We start from the raw sequence: 19,598 nt of genomic DNA on the forward strand, positions 1-19,598 counted from the left end.
CGGCCCCTAGGAGCTTCCGATGAGCAGCACCTCTCCCGCAAGAGAACAGGTCTCGGTACGAAGAGTCGCCTTCGCCTCGGCGATCGGCGCGACCATCGAGTGGTACGACTTCTTCATCTATGGCACGGCCGCTGCGCTCGTGTTCAACCGGTTGTTCTTCTCGAACCTCCCGGACTCCGTCGGAACCCTGGTCGCGTTCGGCACGTTCGCCGTCGGCTTCCTGGCCCGCCCTGTCGGCGCCGTCATATTCGGACATCTCGGCGACAAAGTCGGCCGCAAGAAGATGTTGATCCTCACCCTCGCGATCATGGGTGTTTCGACCTTCGTCATCGGCCTGCTGCCGACGTACGACCAGGTCGGCGTACTGGCGCCGATCCTCCTCGTGGTCATGCGGGTTCTGCAGGGAATCGGCGTCGGTGGCGAGTACGGCGGCGCAGTGCTGATGGCTGTCGAGTACGCGCCGCGTGGGCGGCGGGGCTTCTACGGCAGCTGGCCACAGGTGGGTGTTCCGGGCGGACTGTTGCTCGCCTCGCTGATGTTCAGCGCACTCTCGTTCATTCCCGATGCGCAGTTCGACGCGTGGGCTTGGCGGATCGCGTTCCTGAGCACGATCGTGCTCGCCGCGGTCGGACTGTACGTGCGGCTCAAGGTGATGGAGACGCCCGCGTTCGCCAAGGTCCAGGCGGCGCAGGACGAGGCGAAGATCCCGTTCGCCGAGCTGCTTCGGACCCACCGCAAACAGTTGCTCCAGGGCATGGGCACGCGGTGGATCGAGGGCCTCGTCTTCAATGCGTACGCAGTGCTCGCAGTGAGTTACGCGACCTCCGATGTCGGGGTATCGAAGTCCGTTGTGCTGAACGGTATTGCGATCGGCGCGGCGATCGGATGCGTGCTCACGCCGGTTTACGGACACCTGTCCGACCGATTCGGGCGTAAACGCGTCTACAGTGCGGGCGTCGTGGCGATCGTCTTGTACACCTTCCCGTCTCTCGCGCTGATTCGTACCGGGTCTACGCCGCTGATCTGGCTGAGCATCGCCCTCGGGCTCGGCGTCATCTACGCCGCGATCTACGCGCCGCTCGCAGCGATGTGGTCGGAGATGTTCGATACTCGCGTTCGCTACACCGGCATCGGATCGGTCTACCAGTTCTCCGGCATCTACGCGAGCGGACTGACACCGTTGATCGGCGCCTCGCTGATCGGGTGGCTGGACGGCGAACCGTGGTTGTTCGCTACCTACATGGTCGTGATCGGCGTCTTCAGCCTGGCGGTCGTTTCGCACATGCCGGAGACGTACCGCAAGGAGATCATGCCGACCGTGAGCGCGGACGGAGAGCAGATCGACCCGGAGCCCGTCGGGGAGATCGCCCTCGACGACAGTCCGCGCGCCGGTCTCGGGACGTGAGCGCTGGGTGGTGCGGCCTTGGCTCACTGGCGGGCTCCGTGGCCAAGTGGTTCCTGCTCGCTGCCGGCCTTCCCGATACTTCGGCTGGGCAAAAGACCCGGCGACGCGCGCAGCCGCCACTTCGGTTCGGTCGCTTGGCGGCTGTCCCGTCACCTTAATATGGGGTCAGGGTAACGTTCGGTTTCGATGTCACATCCGTACCAGTTGTCGCTGGCGTACCAGCGGGCATGGCAACCTATCACTTTGCACGGTGTATCTGCCGTGCAGAGTGGAGTTTCACCATGTTTACTTGGTAAACCACCACCCACCGACCCTGCAGAAACCAACCGGAAGGCGAAAGCCGGCAAGCAGCCCAGCCCGTAGCTGCGGATCCCCGCGTTGCCGCGTCTTTTGCCCAACTGAGCGGCAGGGAAAGCCGACAGCGGGGCCGAAACGGGCAGTCGGGCAGTCGCACGGTAGAAGCGGAAAGGCCGAGTACGCACCCCAACCGATGGCCGACCAACTGGGTCAGAATGGATCATGACGCGAACCCCGATCTCGATCAGGCGCGACGCTGATCAGCCGCTGTACGAGCAGCTGCGCGATGCGATCGAGCATCAGATCGCCAACGGGGCGATCGATCCGCGGTTGCCGCTGCCGTCGTCGCGTGAGCTCGCCCGTGAGCTCGGCGTGTCTCGCAACACGGTCAACACCGCGTACCAGGAGTTGCTTGCCGCGGGCTTCATCGAGGCGCGGCCGCGCCGGGGGTTCTTCGTCAACGCCGAGATCACGGTGCCGTTGGACCCGCCCGGCGACCGGCTGCGGGAGGCCCCCGTCGACTGGTCCGAGCACATTGTGCGCAGAGCCGACACCGCGATGCCGCAGATCGCCAAGGTTCGTGACTGGTACCGATATCCGTATCCGTTCATCGCCGGCCAGGTCGCTCCCGACTCCTTTCCTCGGCTGGCGTGGTCTCGGGCGTTACGGGACGCGCTCGACAAGCCGCATCTGCACTTCAGCCTGCGCGACGGCGTCGACGAAGACGACCCGATGCTGGTCGAGTCGTTGTGCAAGCACGTTCTGCCGTCGCGAGGGATCGAGGTCGGTCCCGAGAATGTGCTGATCACGCTCGGATCGCAACAAGGACTCGACCTGCTCGCACATTCATTGCTCGGACCCGATCGTACTGTCGGCGTCGAGAATCCCGGCTACCTCGACGCGTGGCACATCTTCGTACGCGCCGGCGCCGCGTTCGCGCCGATCGACGTCGACGACAGCGGGCTCGTCCCGCCGCGCGATCTCGACGGCATCGACGTGGTCTACCTGACGCCCAGCCACCACAGTCCGACGAACGTCACGCTGTCGATCGGTCGTCGGCAGGCGCTGCTGGCGATGGCCGAACGCTCGCGCTCCCTGATCATCGAGGACGACTACGACAGCGAATTCAGGTACCAGGGAAGCCCGACGCCCGCGCTGAAGGCCTTGCCCGGAAGTCAGCGCGTGGTCTATCTCGGCACGTTCTCGAAGTTCCTGGCCCCTGGGCTACGGCTCGGCTACATGGTGGCGGAGCCCGAGCTGATTGCGGAGGTACGCAACCAACGGCGCTACCGCGTACGCCATGCGGCGGGGCAGACCCAGCGGGCGATGGCGCTGCTGATCGAGAACGGGCAGTACCGACGCACGATCCGCCGTCGCCGAACCGACCTGCAGCGCAAGTGGACTCGGCTGCGCGACGCGTTGCGCGACGAGCTCGACTGGCCGATCAACCCGCCGCCGGGCGGTGTGAGCATCTGGCTGAAGGCCCCGCCGGAGGTCGACGGTGTCGACCTGGCCGAGCGTTGTCTCGAGGCCGGTGTGGTGATTGAACGCGGCGACATCTTTTTCGCCGACCCGGAGGCGAACCGAAACCACCTCCGACTCGGATTCTCGGCGATCGACCTCGAGTCGATCGCCCCGGGCGTACACGAGTTCGCTCGGGTGCTGTTGCGCAGCTGAGCCGCCCCGTCGAAGCGCGCTCGGCCTGGTACCCACGAACTGGCCGATGGGTGGACCTTCAACCAACCCACTGCGATGGGCCACAGTTGGCGAACACCCGTCGGCCGAGTTGGAGGGCCCACCATGACGCGATCCGATCTCCGTGCCCGCGCGCAACGGCATCTGTTTCCGCACTTCACCCGGGGACAGGCATGGCAGGCCGACTCCATTCCGATGATCGTGCGCGGCGAGGGAAGCTATCTGTTCGACGATCGCGGCAACCGTTTCCTGGACGGGTTGTCTGGGCTCTTCTGTGTCAACATCGGGCACGGGCGTACCGACATCCCTGCCGCGGCAACCAAGCAGATGGAGGAGCTCGCCTACTGGACGAACTGGGGCGCCGCACATCCGGCGGCCGTCGACGCCGCCACGCAGATCGCGGAGCTCGCGCCAGGTGACCTCGACGTGACCTTCTTCGTCAACTCGGGTTCGGAAGCGGTCGAGTCCGCAATCAAGTTCGTACGCCAATACCACCGCAGTCGAGGGGATGCGTCTCGTACGCAGATCGTCGCCCGAGACATGGCGTACCACGGCACGACGCTCGGTGCGCTCGCTGTGACCGGAATCCCTTCGTACAAAGAGCCCTTCGGTCCGCTGATGCCGGGGGTTCTCCGGGTGCCGAATACCCTTGGGGAGGAGATTCCCGACGGCGGGAGCGCCGCCGACCTCCCGAGCATTCAGGCGATTCGCGCGACCATCGAGGATGCCGGCCCTGAGACCGTTGCTGCGTTGTTCGCCGAGCCCGTACAGAACTCGCGCGGCGCCCTGGTGCCGCCGGACGGATACTGGCAGGAACTGCGTGCCCTGTGTGACGAGTACGGAATCCTTCTGGTCGCCGACGAGGTGATCTGCGGTTTCGGTCGGCTCGGCGAATGGTTCGGGTCGACCAAGTTCGGCGTCGTACCCGATCTGATCACGTTCGCGAAGGGATCGACCTCGGGGTACGCGCCGCTCGGTGGCGTACTCGTCCGGAGACCGCATGTCGACCAGCTACTCGAGTCGCCGGCAGCCGGGATGTTCAGCCACGGGGCCACGTGGGGCGGTCATCCCGTGTCGACGTCGGTCGCGGTTGCGAACCTCACCGCACTGCGCGACGAACAGGTGCCGGCGCACGTACGCGCGCTGGAGCCGCACTTCCAGTCGGGCCTTGACGGTCTGCGGAATGCGCATCGCAGCGTGCGCGAGTGGCGCGGCACCGGGTTCTTCTATGCGCTCGAGCTGATGGGCGACCGTGACGCCCACCGAGAGCTGACGGCGAGCCAGTCGGTCGAGCTCATCCGTGAGGTCATGCCGCGAGCTATGAGCGACGTCGGTCTCATCACCCGGCCCGACGACCGCGGCGCGACGATGCTGATGCTCTCGCCGCCGCTGGTATCCGACCAGACGGTGCTCGATGACCTACTGGACAAGGTCGATGGCGTGCTCACGGCCGTGGACGCGCATGTTGCCTAGTTGGGGGTTACGCTCCCGCGGGCTCCGATCAACGTGAGCAGTTCACGGTACGTTCTCATCGAGATGTCTTCGTTGAGGTCGAGTGCGAGCGACCGCGGGTAGTAACGGGTAAGCAGATCAATGCCCATCCCGACCCCGATCACCTCGGTGCCTCGTCGTTCCTGCGCGGCGATCGTAGAGCGTAGGTGGTCGTCCAGATACTCGTCCCCATTGGCGCGTGCGGTTGCAGAGTCCATCGGACTGCCGTCGGAGACGACGATCACTACTCGGCGACCGCTGTCCGCGGGCATTCGCGAGCAGGCCCACTGGATCGCCTCGCCGTCGATTCCCTCTCGGAACAGGTCGGTTCGAAGTAGGCCGGCGACTCCCGATCGGCCTTTGTGCCATGGGACATCGGCGTCCTTGAAGACGAGATGAGACAGCTCATTGAGCCGGCCGGGCATACGGGGCTCTCGCGCACGTTGCCATTCACGCAACGTGCGTCCGCCGTTCCACGCGCCGGTCGTGAACCCGAGGATGTCGGTGGGTATGCCGGCGAGCGTGAGTGCGTGCCCGAGAACGTCGACGAAGACGACGACGTGCTCCAGCTGCGGCTTCATCGAGCCCGAGCAGTCGACCAGAATGCTGACGCGACTCCGTGGTTCGAGCTCGACTCCTGCCTGGACGAAGATGTCGTGCGCGTCCGGCGACGTGACGAGGCTGCTCAGCCGTAAGCCGTCGACGTAGCCGTGTTCATGTCCCCCGGACCATCCGTTCGTACGCGGCTCACGAAACAATCGGTACAGGTCACGGGCGAGTCGTCGCACGTTCAAGCCGGAGACCTGAACACGTTCGTCGAGCTGGTGCCGTAGCTGCTCGAGCTGCGCAGTACGTACCAGGTCGTGGATGTCGTGCTGTCGGTCGTAGGTGGTGTCGAAGGCACGATAGGCATGCTCGGGCCGACCTCGTTGACGGTGCCGGCGTGCGGATACTCGGGGTGTTCGGGCGGCCGAGGAGGGATCGAGGTACAGGGTCAGCGAGGTGGACTCACCGTTCGTTGCCGCGTCGATCACGTCCTCGTCCAACAGCTCGGATACGCGCTCGCCGATCTCGATTGCCAGCTCCGCGTATCGCGCCTGGTCTGTACGCGCAGAGCGCAGCGACGCAACGGCGGACCCGATCAGGGGCGATAACGCAGCGCGGTTGCCCTCGAGCAGGTCTTCGGTCTGCTCGACGACGGGCTGCTGTGTGATGCGGGCGCGGCAGATCTCGACGGTCGTGTACAGGAGTAGCCCCGAAGCGGTCGACGTGACGCCCGAGCCATGAACAGCGAGACACCAGCGTACGTAGCGATGTCGCAGATTCGTCGTGACACCCGGCAGCGATGCGCCGACAAGCGACTCGACACGTAACTGCTCGAGCACCTCGAAGATCCATGCCACGACCGGATTCGACGGCTGTAACCTTCGGTGGAGCTCGGGGTCGGACCGGAGTAGTCGAAGGGCGATCCCGTCGGCAGACCCGCGCTGTGAACCGGCCTCGGCGTCGCCGTCAACGTGTACGTGTGGCGCGGCGATCGGCACCCGTACGCCGTCGGCGCGTACGACGAAGCCGTCCAGGTCTGCGGACGGTTCGGCGCTCACGGCGCGGACCGTCGCGCCGCGTAGGTCGTCCCAGTCGACCGTCATCGGCACTACTGCCCCGCGGCCGAGCCCGGGGCGCTCCCGTCGAGTTCTCGGTCGAAGCAACGTTGGAAGAGCTCCGCAACGAGCGGACGCTCGGCTTCGTCGCATCGGTTCACGAAGGAGAGCCGGAACGCGGTGTCGATATCACCGAACAGTTCGACGTTCTCGGCCCACGAAATGACGGTGCGAGGCGACATCAGGGTGGAGATGTCGCCGGCTCGGAAGCTGTCGCGGGTCAATCCGGCGACGGTCACCATCGCATCGATGAGTGTGGGACCGAGCCGGTCGACAACGGCGGGTACGCGCGCCGCCACGATCGCCGACTCCTCCGCGGGAGCCAGATAGCCCAACGAGGCAACGATGTCCCAGCGATCGAGCTGGGCATGGTTCAGTCGCTGCACGCCGTAGTACATCCCGTTCAAGTCGCCGAGCCCGACGGTGTTCGAGGTCGCGAACATCCGGAAGTACGGATGCGGCGTGAGTACGGTGTTCTGGTCGCTCAGCGTCAGTTTGCCCGCGCGTTCGAGCAGTCGCTGGATCACGAACATGACGTCGGGGCGACTGGCGTCGTACTCGTCGAGCACCAGGGCAACGGGGCGTTGCACGGTCCAAGGCAGGATGCCGTCCTCGAAGCGGGTCACCTGCTGACCATCTTCGAGCACGATCCGATCGCGTCCGAGTAGCTCGAGTCGGCTGATGTGACCGTCCAGGTTGAGGCGTACGCACGGCCAGTTCAGCCGCGCAGCGACCTGCTCGACGTGCGTCGACTTTCCGGTGCCGTGCATACCTTGCACGAGAACTCGGCGGTTGTGGGCGAAGCCGGCGAGTAGCGCGAGGGTGGCATCGCGGTTGAACTTGTAGGCCGAGTCGATCTCAGGCACGTGCTCGTCGCGGTATGCGAACGCCGGGACACGCAGGTCGGAGTCGATGCCGAAGACGTCGCGTACCGCGATGGTCGTTGTCGGCTCTGTGCCGCGCAGGTCGACGCTCGGTTCGTTCAGGTCGATGGTCATCGGTTCGTGCTGCCCTCGGACTCGATGGTGCTCAGGGTGGCTGCCGCGCGCCGCAGCGCAGGGAGTACGCGCGATGCGTCGTCCGCCTGGAACCGCATGACGGGCGCCTGCGTAGCAAGGCACAGGTTCGTACGTCCCGATTCGTGCGGGACCAATACGGCGACGCAGACCAAACCGGGGAGGAACTCCTCGTCGTCGATCGCGTAGCCGTTGCGCCTTGCCTGCTTGAGGTCTTGCTCCAAGTCGTCGAGGTCAACGATGGTCTTAGGCGTGTGCTTCTTCAGGGGAGCGTGGCCGAGCAGCTTGCGCTGCTGTTGCGGACCTAGTTGAGAGAGCAGCATCTTGCCGGTTGCGGAGCAGTGCGCCGGCACTCGCGAGCCCGGGTGCAGGTGGAAGCGGAGGGGCTCGGGCGTCTCGGCCCGGTCGAGATACACGACCTCGTTGCCGGAAAGCGTTGTGAGGTTGCAAGCCTCGCCGATCTCATCAACGAGGGCGCTCAGGACTGCGTGGCGTGCTCCGTACTGCGTTGCGTTGAGCAGGATGTCTTCTGCCAGCCGGCGTAATCGGGCGCCCGTGCCGTAGTGCCGACCGTCGCTCTGTCGTACCAGGAGCTCGGCGCTTTCGAGCTGTTGCAGCATCCGGTGCAGGGTCGGCTTCGGGGTGCCGGTCTCCTCGGCGAGCCCCTGCAGAGATACGAACTCGTCCTTGGCAGCGATCAGCTCGAGCAAGGCGAACAGCCGCATGGTCGGTGTGTCACCGGCGAGCTCGACGGGTGCCGGCTCTGCGATGCGTCCGTCGGTGCGTGGCATGGGGCTCCCGGGTCGTCGATTCGGCGGTCGAATCTCATCGTGCCGCAAGCATGCGTTGACGCACTCTGCGGCTCATCCGTATAGTCGACTCAAATTTCAGTTTCAGAGATAGATCATACAGGTTTTCGAGATTTGACGCGGAGAGGACTCGAGATGACGGACAAGAGCGGCGCCGGTGGCCCGCAGCGGATGACGCCGTCGGAGGCATTCGTCGAGACGATGGCCGCGAATGGCGTGACGGACATCTTCGGCATCATGGGCTCGGCCTTCATGGACGCGATGGACATCTTCGCGCCCGCGGGTATGCGTCTCGTGCCCGTGGTGCACGAGCAGGGCGCCGCACACATGGCCGACGGGTACGCGCGGGTCAGTGGCAGGCATGGCGTGGTGATCGGGCAGAACGGCCCCGGGATCAGCAACTGCGTCACCGCGATCGCCGCGGCGTACTGGGCGCACAGCCCGGTTGTGATCGTCACGCCGGAGGCGGGAACGATGGGAATGGGCCTCGGTGGTTTCCAGGAGGCGAACCAGCTGCCGATGTTCCAGGAGTTCACCAAGTTCCAGGTCCACGTGAACAACCCGGCACGAATGGCCGAGTTGACCGGACGTTGCTTCGATCGCGCCATGTCCGAGATCGGTCCGACTCAGCTCAACATCCCGCGCGACTACTTCTACGGCGACATCAACGTCGAGATCCCGCAGCCACAGCGGCTCGATCGGGGCGCAGGCGGTGAGCAGAGCCTGAACGATGCGGCAGATCTGCTCGCCGAGGCCAGGTTCCCGGTGATCATCTCCGGTGGCGGTGTCGTCATGGCCGATGGCGTCGACGAGTGCCGCGTGCTCGCGGAGCGTCTTGGTGCGCCGGTCGTCAACAGCTACCTGCACAACGACTCATTCCCCGCGAGTCATCCGCAGTGGTGTGGGCCGCTCGGCTACCAAGGGTCCAAAGCGGCGATGAAGCTGATCTCGCAGGCGGATGTCGTCGTCGCGCTGGGGTCCCGACTCGGCCCGTTCGGCACTCTGCCGCAGCACGGTCTTGACTACTGGCCGACCGAGGCCAAGATCATTCAGATCGACGCGGACCACCGGATGCTCGGCCTGGTCAAGAAGATCACGGTCGGCATCTGCGGTGACGCGAAGGCAACTGCCGTCGCTCTGAGCGAGCGGCTCCGCGAACGTACCCTCGCGTGCGATGCGACGCGCGATGACCGCGCCGAGACGATCCGTGCGGAGAAGGAAGCCTGGGAGCAGGAGCTCGACGGCTGGACGCACGAACGAGACGATTTCAGCCTCGACGCGATCGCCGAAGCCGAGCAGGAGGAGGGCAACTGGCTCCACCCGCGCCAAGTCCTGCGCGAGCTGGAGAAGGCGATGCCGGAGGACGTCATGGTCTCGACCGACATCGGCAACATCAACTCGGTCGCGAACAGCTACCTGCGGTTCGAGAAGCCGCGGAGTTTCCTTGCCCCGATGAGCTTCGGCAACTGCGGCTACGCCCTGCCGACGATCATCGGCGCAAAAGCCGCAGCACCGGAGCGGCCTGCGATCGCGTACGCGGGCGACGGCGCATGGGGTATGAGCATGGGCGAGATCATGACTGCAGTACGTCACGACATACCTGTCACGGCCGTCGTGTTCCACAACCGGCAGTGGGGTGCGGAAAAGAAGAACCAGGTCGACTTCTACGACCGGAGGTTCGTTGCCGGCGAGCTCGACAACCAGAGTTTCGCCGGTATCGCGCAGGCAATGGGTGCAGAGGGCATCGTCGTAGAGAAACTCGACGATGTCGGTGCTGCGCTGACCCGAGCGGTCGAGGCGCAGCTGACGGAGCGCAAGACCACGGTCATCGAGATCATGTGCACGCGAGAGCTCGGAGATCCTTTCCGGCGTGACGCGTTGTCCAAGCCGGTACGGCTGCTCGAGAAGTACCAGGACTTCCAGTAACGGCGGAGACCTCGAGACGGCCCATCCCATTGCGGGGTGGGCCGTTTCGTCGTCGATGGAAGGGTTGGGCCGCGAGCCGGGCCGGTGGTGATCCCAGGGTGTCGTAGGATCCACATGCATGGCGCGTGCGCCATGCTCTCTCGGGACTCGGAGGGAGGCCGAGGGCAGCTCTCCTTGTCGTCCGGTTGGAGACCTGAGGGAGCATGATGGTCCGCGCCTACCAGAGGCAGTTGGGGCGACGGTTCGTCATGGCCCTTTCCGCCACGGTGACGCTGACGGTCGTGGCGGCCGCCATCACCAATGCGACGACCGCGGCCCCCGTCGCCGAAGACATCTCGTACACGGGTGCGGTTTATCGGGCCACGCCGTACGAGACACGCACCGCCGTGGTCGACCTCGCGGGCGACGAGGGCGACGGTGTGGACAGGTACGAGATAGTCACCCAGCCGACCACCGAAGAGGGTACGGTCGGCACCGCCGAGGTCTCGGGAACCCAGGCGACGTTGTCGATCGACCCCGATGCGCCGGTCGGGGACGCCCACTTCGGGTACGTCGCAGTCGGTCGTGACGGCACCCGAAGCAACGAGGCGACCGTCGCGTTCGAGATCGCGAACCGTAAGCCGTTGACCCGTGCCCTTGCCCTCACCACCAGCCGGGACGAGCCGCTGGACATCTGGCCGTACGCCCGCGACGCGGAGAGCGGCGGGCCGTTCGTGTGGCGTCGGGAGAAGAACCGGCTCACGTACTCGGACCCCGAGCACGGCACCATCGAGCCGTTCTTCGGTGCGAACGGCAGCGAACCCGAGTTCGCCGACATCGACCACAAGGTCGTGTATGTGCCCGACTCGGGTTATGTCGGCGCCGACTCGTTCAAGTACACGTTCACCGACGAGGACGGCACGAAGTCGTCCAGCACCGTATCGGTCGATGTCGTCGATGGAGCTGACGCTGCAGCAAGTGAGGCCAGAGGTGTTCGGTACCGGTGTGCGCTGAACGTGAGAACCGACGGTGACGCGCGTACCGATGCCGACGGCAGGTACGACGCGCAGGCAACGCGACGGCTGTCGCGATACCTCGGCGGCGACCTGATGATCAACGTCGCTGCCGGAGCCGAGGCTCCGCAACAGATCGGGCCGGGAGAAGAGTACGAGCTGCGAGACCCGTGGGTGACGCTCCGGCCCGAACAGGGCTTCGCCGATCTGCTGGCAGGCGCCCCGGTCGGTGGCGAGCGGGGCCTCCGGGAGGTCGGGTTCGCGCAGTCGTCGGTGGCGGCGAGCGCGGATCTGTCGGTTCAAGTGCGTCGGTTGCCCTCCGGCAGTTCCCGTGGGTTCGCAGTCGACGGTCTCGAGGCGGAGCCGGTGAACACGCGGTCGGAGGACCTGACGATGCGTCTCACCGGTTCGCCGCCCGCGCTGCGGGCGCCGGGTACGGGGGCGGTCGAGGTGACGCTTCCGCAGGTCTTCCTCGTCGATCTGTCACTCGATCCGGGCCTACGCGGACGTGATGACTCGGTCGGTCTGCGCTGTTATGCCGCGCATGGCGAGCGGTTGCGGATCGCCCGCGTCGCGGTCGTACGGGACTGACCAAAAACCCCGACTCTCAAACCTCGATCCGAGTTACGAATCCATAACGAAAGTCAACCGAGGAGTAACTACTAGTTACGCAACCGTAGTAGCAAGTCGTAGTGTCACCCGATGTGACGGTAGTCACGGATCTCGGGATCCAGGGGAGGACATCGGTCCTCTCTGCGTCTCACAGGGGAGCACCACGTGAAAATGCGTGCATCACGTCGGCTCAAGCGCGGTCTGTTGATCTGCGCAACGGCCGCCGCACTCGTCGTCGGTTCCACAACAATCACCACCACGGCCGCAAACGGCGCACCCGCCGATCCGGTCGCCGCGGACGTCACCGTGTCCGATCCGGTCCATCGACCCTCGAGCGGGCGTCCCAATCCGGTCAGCGTCGACCTGGAGGCCAGCGGTGGCAACGGCAGCCTGACCTACCAGATCGTTGATCAACCCAGCATCGATGGCACGGTGCACGGCACCGCGACGATCGACGGCGATGTCGCGACCATCGAGATGAAGGTCAGCGCTCCGATCGATGTGCCGGCCACCTTCACGTACAAGGCGGTCGATGCTGACGGTGCCGAGAGCAACGTGGCAACAGTGTCATTCGAGGTCTCGGACATCCTGCCGCTGACGCGCGACTTGCAGTTCAGCACCGAGCAGGACACTCCGCTCGACATCTGGCCCTTCGCCCGCGATGCCGAGAACGCCGGACCGTTCTTCTGGGGCGTTCCGGAGCACAGGGTCACGTACGGCGATCCCGCCCACGGGACAGTCGAACCGTTCTTCAACGAGGACGACGACCTTCCCCTGTTCGCCACGGTTGCACACAAGGCGACCTATGTCCCCGACGACGGATACGTCGGAGAAGACTCGTTCACCTACACCGCGCTGGACAAGGACGGCCAGTCGACGACGAAGACCGTCACGGTGAACGTCACGGAGCCGGCCCCGACCGCGCGCGGTGAGGTCAACAACATCCGGTATCGCTGCGCCTTCTACGTGAAGACGAACGAAAGCGGCCAGGTCGATCCGGACGGTGAGTACAACGAGGACACGACGAAGCTGATCGACCGCGTGATGGGCGGTGACGTCGCATTCCGGATCGACGTTCGGGCGAAGGCGCCGAAGACGCTCGCGCCGGGCGAGAAGTACACGGTGCCGGAGCAGGAGATCGACCTGAAGATGCCGCAAGGCATGGCGGAACTGCTCGCGGGCGACGACATCATCAACGGCGACGTTCCGCTGGAGACCGCAGGCTTCGGGCAGACCGCCGTCGGTGGTCAGGCGACGTCGGATGTGCACTTCACGGAGACGGCCACGGGTGAGGAGTACGACGTGCCGTTGTCCGGGTTGAAGTCGAAGATGATGCCGATGTCGCTGCCGGTGCCCTCTGCCGGTATCACGATTCCGGTGACCGGCGGTCTGCCGGAGCTGACCGCTCCGCAGTCGGGCAAGGTCGTGGTGTCGATGCCGGAACAGTTCTTCATCGACTCGATCCTCGAGCCCGGCGTGCTCGGTGGCGCCATCAAGTTCGTCGGACTGCGCTGCTACACCTTCCCTGGCGAGGACCTGAGAATCGTCAGCTCCAAGGTGGTCCAGCAGGCGGCAACGGCGACGAAGGCCACTGCGCCGAAGGTCGCGTACGGAAAGCCGGCGAAGGTCAACGTGAAGGTGTCCAAGCAGGCCAAGGGCAAGGTGTCGGTCTTCAAGGGCAAGCGCAAGCTCGGCACCGCGAAGCTTGCTAAGGGCAAGGCGACTGTGAAGCTGGGCCGTACGTCGTTGAAGCCGGGTAAGCACAAGCTGCAGGTGAAGTTCGCCGGCAGTAGAGGCTTCAAGGCGTCGAAGGCCAAGACGACGTTGCGGGTGACCAAGGCCAAGTCGACGGTACGCGCGGCGAAGGTGGCGCCGAAGAAGGTCGTGGCGAAGAAGACTCGCGCGAAGGTTCGGGTCAAGGTACGCGCGGCAGGCCTCAAGCCGGGCGGAAAGGTGACGATTCGTTCGGGCGGCAAGGTCATCGGCAAGGGCAAGGTGCGTAAGGGCACGTTGACCTTGCGGGTGAAGAAGTTCGCCAAGCCAGGCAAGAAGAAGCTGACCGTCAGATATGCAGGCAATGCCGTCACCAAGGCCGGCGCCGATCGGTTGACCATTCGGGTGGTCAGGCGACGCTGAGCAAACGGTGGTGCGCTCCACCTCGGTGGGGCGCACCACCGTGCGGTCACCGAATCTCAGTGGCCGCGTTGGTCTCGGGTTCGACGGGGATGGCGAAACGAGTCATCCCCCTTTTGGAGGGAGCGTGCGCATCCGAATGCGTACATCACATCGGATAAGACGCGGCCTGTTGGCCTGCGCAATGTCAGCGGCGCTCGTCGTCGGCTCGACGACAGTCACGACGTCGGCAGCGAACGCGGCACCAGAGCCGCCGGTTGCCTCGGACGTCACATATGAGAAGCCCGTGTACCGACAGTCGGCGTACTACCCCGGCAAGATCGAGATCGATCTGAACGCAACCGGCGGGAGCGGCGCGTTGACGTACGAGATCGTCGACCAGCCAACGTCTGGTGGCGCACCGGCCGGGCCGGTGACCATCGATGGCAGCACTGCGGAACTCCTCGTGCAGGGCTCTGCGCCGGTCGGCGACGGAAGCTTCACCTACAAGGCTGTCGACGCCGACGGCGCGGAGAGCAACGTCGCGACCGTGTCGTTCGACGTCACGAACATGTCGCCGGTCATGCGCGATCTGGAGTTCACCACCGAGCGAAACACGCCGCTCGATTTGTGGCCCTACGCGCGTGACTCCGAGGACAACGGACCGTTCATCTGGAACTCGCCTGGCCTGACCGTCACGTACGGCGACCCGTCACACGGGACGGTCAAGCCCTTCTTCACCGAGGACGACGATTTCGATTCGTTCAAAGCAGTGGGGCATAAAGCGATCTACGTGCCGGATAAGGGTTTCACTGGGACGGATTCGTTCACCTACACGACGACCGACCGTGAAGAGGGTGTGTCCACCAAAACGATCAAGGTCACGGTGACCAAGCCGGCGCGTACCGCACGTGGAGAAGTCAACGACATCCGCTACCGCTGCGCGTTTTACGTCAAGACGAACGAAGCTGGTGAACCCGACCCAGACGGTGAGTACAACGAGAGCATCACCGATCTCACCGCTCGCGTGATGGGCGGCGATGTCGCGTTCCGGATCGATGTGCGGGCGAAGGCGCCGAAGAGGCTCGCGCCGGGCGAGAAGTTCACTGTTCCGGAGCAGGAGATCGACCTGAAGATGCCGCAAGGGATGGCGGAGCTCCTCGCGGGCGACGATGTTGCAAGCGGCGGTGACACCGTGCCCCTGGAGACCGCTGGCTTCGGTCAGACCGCCGTCGGTGGTCAGGCGACCTCCGATGTGCACTTCACCGAGACCGCGACTGGCGACGAGTACGACGTGCCACTGACCGGCCTGAAGTCGGAGATGGTGCCGATGTCGCTGCCGGTTTCGCCCGACGGGGTGGCGATTCCGGTGAAGGGCGCGCTGCCGGAGCTGACCGCACCCGAGTCGGGCAAGCTCGTGGTGTCGATGCCGGAGAAGTTCTTCATCGACTCGATTCTCGACCCGGGTGTCCTGGGCGGCATCATCAAGTCTGTCGGACTGGACTGCTATGCCTTCAAGGGCGAGGATCTGCAAATCGTGAGCTCGCAGGTGGTCACGCCGACCACGACGACGGCGATGGCGCCGAAGGTTACGTACGGCAAGCCGGCGAAGGTCAACGTGACGGTGTCCAAGCAGGCCAAGGGCAAGGTGTCGGTCTTCAAGGGCAAGCGGAAGCTCGGCACCGCGAAGCTTGCTAAGGGCAAGGCGACCGTGAAGCTCGGTCGTACGTCCCTGAAGCCGGGTAAGCACAAGCTGCAGGTGAAGTTCGCCGGCAGTAGAGGCTTCAAGGCGTCGAAGGCCAAGACGACGCTGCGGGTGACCAAGGCCAAGTCGACCGTACGCGCGGCGAAGGTCGCACCGAAGAAGGTCGTGGCGAAGAAGACTCGCGCGAAGGTTCGGGTCAAGGTACGCGCGGCAGGTGTCAAGCCGGCCGGGAAGGTGACGATTCGTTCGGGCGGCAAGGTCATCGGCAAGGGCAAGGTGCGTAAGGGCATGTTGACGTTGCGGGTGAAGAAGTTTGCCAACCCCGGCAAGAAGAAGCTGGTCGTCAAGTACGCGGGCAACGCGACCGTGAAGGGGGATGCGGGACGGCTGACGATCCGCGTCGTCAAGCGACGCTGACAAGCGCCGGTGGGTGCGGCTGGACGGTCCGCACCCACCGGCCATCTTCAATCGAACGCATACACAGGGGAGAATCATGCAGCGCACAGAACTGCGAACGCGCGTACGACGCGCATGTACGACTCCGCTCGCCGCGACGATGGTTGCGGGAGCGGTCGGTCTGGTGGGCGTCGCGTCGGCGCCATCGGCGTCGGCGGCAGACATACCACTGAACAAGGACTTCATGTACCGATGCGAGGTCGTCGCCGGTGGGCTCAATATCGGTACGTACGGCGTCAGCATCAATGCAAAGGTCGCAGTGCCGGCGAGCGTCGCCCCGGGTGACACGGTGCCGCCTCGCAAGACGCAGATCACGCTCACGATGCCGGAGCAGCTGCGAGACGCGACCGTCAAGATGCTGAAGGGCGACGCGGCCTCCGGCTTCTCCAAGAATGCGGCGGTCGACCTGACGATCAACGGGAAAGTCCAAAGCCTGCCGATCGCGAACCTCGAGTCGCCGAAGCTGGACGTACCTCAGCAAGTCGGCGAACCGTGGATCATTCCGACAGAGGGCGATGTGCCGGCGATCGACGTGCCACCAGGCGCCTCCGGCATCATCGACATGGCGATGCCCAAGGCGTTCAAGGTCACCGCGACGGTGTATCGCTCACCCGAGCTGGGCGACCTGCCCGCCACCATGGACTGCGCCGGCCCGAAGAATCGCAAGCTGGGCACGATCGCCGTTGAGAAGCCGGTTGACGAGTCGTACCAGTACACCTGCGAGGTCACGGCGGGCGATCCCGAGAATCCGATCAACCTCGGTGAGCAGGCGGTCGGCGTACGCACGCAGCTGATGGTTCCGTCGGCGGTGAACGCGGGCAGGTCGATCGGGGAACGCGAGGCGAAGCTCACGCTCACTCTTCCCGAGGGTCTCCGCGCGGCCACGAAGGATCTACTGAAGGGTGTCACGGCGGGAGGCTCGTCTGACGACGCCGCTGTCGGAGTGACGATCGGCGGTGCGACGAAGAACTACCCGATCGACGGTCTGTCTGCGCCGCAGACGGCGATTCCCGACACCGTCGATGAACCGTGGCTCGTGCCGACGGCCGGAACGATGCCCGCCATCGACGTCCCCAAGAAGGCAACGGGCACGGCGGCGATCACGATGCCGGCAGCGTTCACGGTGCAGGCAAGCGTTGTCACCGAAGAGGATCAGACCATCCCGGTGTCGATGGACTGTGCGCTGCCGGCCGATGCTGACGCTGCGCTGACCAGCGTTCGGATCATCAAGGCGCCGACGCCACCGGCGAAGACACGTACCTCGGCCACCGCGCCGAAGGTCACGTACGGCCAGCCGGCGAAGGTGAAGGTCAAGGTCTCGCCGAAGGCGACCGGCAAGGTCCGCGTGTTCAAGGGCAAGCGGACGCTGGGTACGGCCAAGCTGAACAAGTCGAGCCGCGCAACGGTCAAGCTCGGCAAGAAGAAGCTGAAGCCGGGCAAGCATGCGCTGCGGGTTCGCTACCTCGGCAATGCGAAGTCCAAGCCGTCGACCGACAAGGTCGCCCTTCGGGTGACCAAGGCGAGGTCGAAGGTTCGCGCTTCGGTCACCACCAAGAAGGTGGTTGCGAAGAAGACGCGTGCACGCGTGCGAGTCACGGTGAAGGTGCCGGGTCTCAAGGCGCGGGGCAACGTGGTCGCGAAGGTCGGCAAGAAGGTCGTCGGCAGGGCATGGGTCGGTAACGGCCGGGCAGTGCTCAAGCTGAAGAAGTTCCCGACGGCAGGTGCCAAGAAGGTCAAGATCCGTTACGCGGGTACGAAGACCATGAAGGCCGGCACGGCCAAGGTGAAGATCCGGGTGGTGAAGCGACGCTAGTCGCGCCACTCGCCCGACCGTGAGCCGGACGTCTCGGTAACCCCCCCCTCGCCGAGCCGTCCGGCTCCCGATCTTTCCGGCCCTGGTTCCGATCGGCGGCGGAACCGAATGCTCGATCTGGCCGCCTCACCAGCTCGCGTGCAGCGGGCGCCCCTCGTCGTAGCCGGCCGAGCTCTGGAGCCCGATCACGGCGCTGTCGTGGAAGTCGTCGATCGTCGCCGCGCCGGCGTAGGTGAACGCCGAGCGTACGCCCGCGGTGATGGTGTCGATGAGATCTTCGACGCCTGGTCGCTGCGGGTCGAGGTACATCCGCGACGAGCTGATGCCCTCCTCGAACAGCGCCATTCGAGCCCGAGCGAATCCGGCGGCGTCGCGCGTGCGGTTCGACACCGCTCGGGCCGAGGCCATACCGAACGACTCCTTGTACGCCCGGCCGTCTGAACCGAACTTCAGGTCGCCCGGGCTCTCGTGGGTGCCGGCGAACCACGAGCCGATCATCACACTTGCCGCTCCCGCAGCGAGCGCGAGTGCGACGTCGCGGGGGTAGCGAACACCGCCGTCGGCCCAGACCGTAGCGCCGGACTCCCGCGCCGCCTCTGCGCATTCGAGCACGGCGGAGAACTGCGGGCGGCCGACGCCGGTCATCATCCGAGTCGTGCACATTGCGCCCGGGCCGACGCCGACCTTGATGATGTCGGCGCCCGCAGCGGTGAGGTCGGCGGCACCCTTGGCGGAGACGACGTTGCCGGCTGCGATCGGGATGCGCGTGCCGTGTTGCTCGGCGTGCTCGTCGCGTACCTCGCGTACGACCGCAAGCGCCTCGATCATCTTGTCCTGGTGGCCGTGTGCGGTGTCGACGACGAGTACGTCGGCCCCGACCGCAATCAGATCGGCGGTCTTCGCGCGTACGTCTCCGTTGATGCCGATCGCCGTACCGACGACGAGCTCGCCGGCCGCGCTCAGAGCGGGCTGGTAGATCGTCGCGCGCAGAGCGCCGGCCTTCGTCATCACGCCGAGCAGCCGATCGCCGTCGAGCACCGGTGCAAGCGTCACATGGTGCTCGGACAACGTGTTGAACATGGTTTGGACGTCTTGGCCGGCCGGCAAGGTGAGCATCTCGGTCGTCATCACCTCATGCACCTGCGCGAACCTGTCGACGCCCTCGCCGTCGTGCTCGGTCATCACCCCGATCGCCTTGCCGTCCTGGACGACGACCGCCGCGCCGTGCGAGCGCTTGGGGATGAGCGACAGAGCCTCGCCGACCGTGGTGTGCGGGTCGACCGTCACGGCCGTCTCGTACAACGGGTGAGCAGCCTTGACCCGGCGTACGGCATTGCCGACCACGTCGAGCGGAATGTCTTGAGGCAGGATCGCCACCCCGCCGCGACGCGCGACCGTCTCGGCCATCCGGCGGCCCGAGATCGCGGTCATATTCGACACGACCAGTGGAATGGTGGTGCCGATGCCGTCCGGGGTCGTGAGGTCGACATCGAAGCGTGAGGTGACGCTCGAGCGGCTCGGCACCATGAACACGTCGTTGTACGTGAGGTCGTGGCCCGGCTGGAGGTCGTTCAGAAATCGCACGACACGAGCGTACCGTCGCCGAAG

Annotated in this window: 12 protein-coding genes; 8 read left to right on the top strand and 4 right to left on the bottom strand. The window is 65.3% G+C overall.

Annotation, left to right across the window (positions count from 1 at the left end; genetic code table 11):
- Positions 1-19: 19 nt before the first annotated feature.
- The 3 genes from MU582_02225 (at position 20) to MU582_02235 (ending at position 4,870) form a co-directional block, all read left to right on the top strand.
- Entirely contained in the window at positions 20-1,405 is a 1,386-nt protein-coding gene (locus MU582_02225) for an MHS family MFS transporter (GenBank protein UPK75474.1), read from the top strand.
- Between the two features lie 519 nt (positions 1,406-1,924).
- Positions 1,925-3,379 (top strand): PLP-dependent aminotransferase family protein, encoded by a 1,455-nt coding sequence (locus MU582_02230; protein UPK75475.1) that lies wholly within the window; start codon positions 1,925-1,927, stop codon positions 3,377-3,379.
- 123 nt (positions 3,380-3,502) lie between these two features.
- Complete coding sequence (locus MU582_02235) at positions 3,503-4,870, top strand: aspartate aminotransferase family protein (protein UPK75476.1); 1,368 nt, start codon at positions 3,503-3,505, stop codon at positions 4,868-4,870.
- On the opposite strand, the gene MU582_02240 is transcribed toward MU582_02235, so the two are convergent.
- Genes MU582_02240 through MU582_02250 form a run of 3 tightly spaced genes read right to left on the bottom strand, consistent with a single transcriptional unit; the run spans position 4,867 to position 8,356 of the window.
- Positions 4,867-6,537 (bottom strand): hypothetical protein, encoded by a 1,671-nt coding sequence (locus MU582_02240; protein ID UPK75477.1) that lies wholly within the window; start codon positions 6,535-6,537, stop codon positions 4,867-4,869. The two genes, MU582_02235 and MU582_02240, sit on opposite strands and share 4 nt — an antisense overlap.
- Before the next feature lie 5 nt (positions 6,538-6,542).
- The gene (locus tag MU582_02245) at positions 6,543-7,547 is read right to left on the bottom strand and encodes a MoxR family ATPase (GenBank protein ID UPK75478.1); all 1,005 of its coding nucleotides are present in this window, start codon (positions 7,545-7,547) and stop codon (positions 6,543-6,545) included.
- Positions 7,544-8,356 (bottom strand): IclR family transcriptional regulator, encoded by an 813-nt coding sequence (locus MU582_02250; GenBank protein UPK75479.1) that lies wholly within the window; start codon positions 8,354-8,356, stop codon positions 7,544-7,546. The genes MU582_02245 and MU582_02250 overlap by 4 nt, the downstream gene beginning before the upstream one ends.
- A 153-nt stretch (positions 8,357-8,509) precedes the next feature.
- Between MU582_02250 and xsc the strand changes: the two genes are divergently transcribed.
- From xsc to MU582_02275, 5 genes are all read left to right on the top strand, one after another.
- Positions 8,510-10,300: a sulfoacetaldehyde acetyltransferase gene (gene xsc / locus MU582_02255; protein ID UPK75480.1), complete on the top strand. Its 1,791-nt coding sequence runs from the start codon at positions 8,510-8,512 to the stop codon at positions 10,298-10,300.
- A 248-nt stretch (positions 10,301-10,548) separates the two neighbouring features.
- The gene (locus MU582_02260; GenBank protein ID UPK75481.1) at positions 10,549-11,883 is read left to right on the top strand and encodes an Ig-like domain-containing protein; all 1,335 of its coding nucleotides are present in this window, start codon (positions 10,549-10,551) and stop codon (positions 11,881-11,883) included.
- A 192-nt stretch (positions 11,884-12,075) separates the two neighbouring features.
- The gene (locus MU582_02265; GenBank protein ID UPK75482.1) at positions 12,076-14,040 is read left to right on the top strand and encodes an Ig-like domain repeat protein; all 1,965 of its coding nucleotides are present in this window, start codon (positions 12,076-12,078) and stop codon (positions 14,038-14,040) included.
- 136 nt (positions 14,041-14,176) lie between these two features.
- Positions 14,177-16,138: an Ig-like domain repeat protein gene (locus MU582_02270; GenBank protein UPK75483.1), complete on the top strand. Its 1,962-nt coding sequence runs from the start codon at positions 14,177-14,179 to the stop codon at positions 16,136-16,138.
- Positions 16,139-16,214: 76 nt separating this feature from the next.
- Positions 16,215-17,990, top strand: a complete 1,776-nt coding sequence (locus MU582_02275) for an Ig-like domain repeat protein (GenBank protein ID UPK75484.1) — start codon at positions 16,215-16,217, stop codon at positions 17,988-17,990.
- A 126-nt stretch (positions 17,991-18,116) separates the two neighbouring features.
- Here the strand turns inward: MU582_02275 and MU582_02280 are convergent, their stop codons facing one another.
- On the bottom strand, positions 18,117-19,517 hold the full coding sequence (locus tag MU582_02280) for a GuaB1 family IMP dehydrogenase-related protein (protein UPK77096.1): 1,401 nt from the start codon (positions 19,515-19,517) through the stop codon (positions 18,117-18,119).
- Between the last annotated feature and the right edge of the window lie 81 nt (positions 19,518-19,598).

The sequence above is a fragment of the Nocardioidaceae bacterium SCSIO 66511 genome (assembly GCA_023100825.1).
In the GTDB taxonomy this organism is placed as follows: Bacteria; Actinomycetota; Actinomycetes; order Propionibacteriales; family Nocardioidaceae; genus Solicola.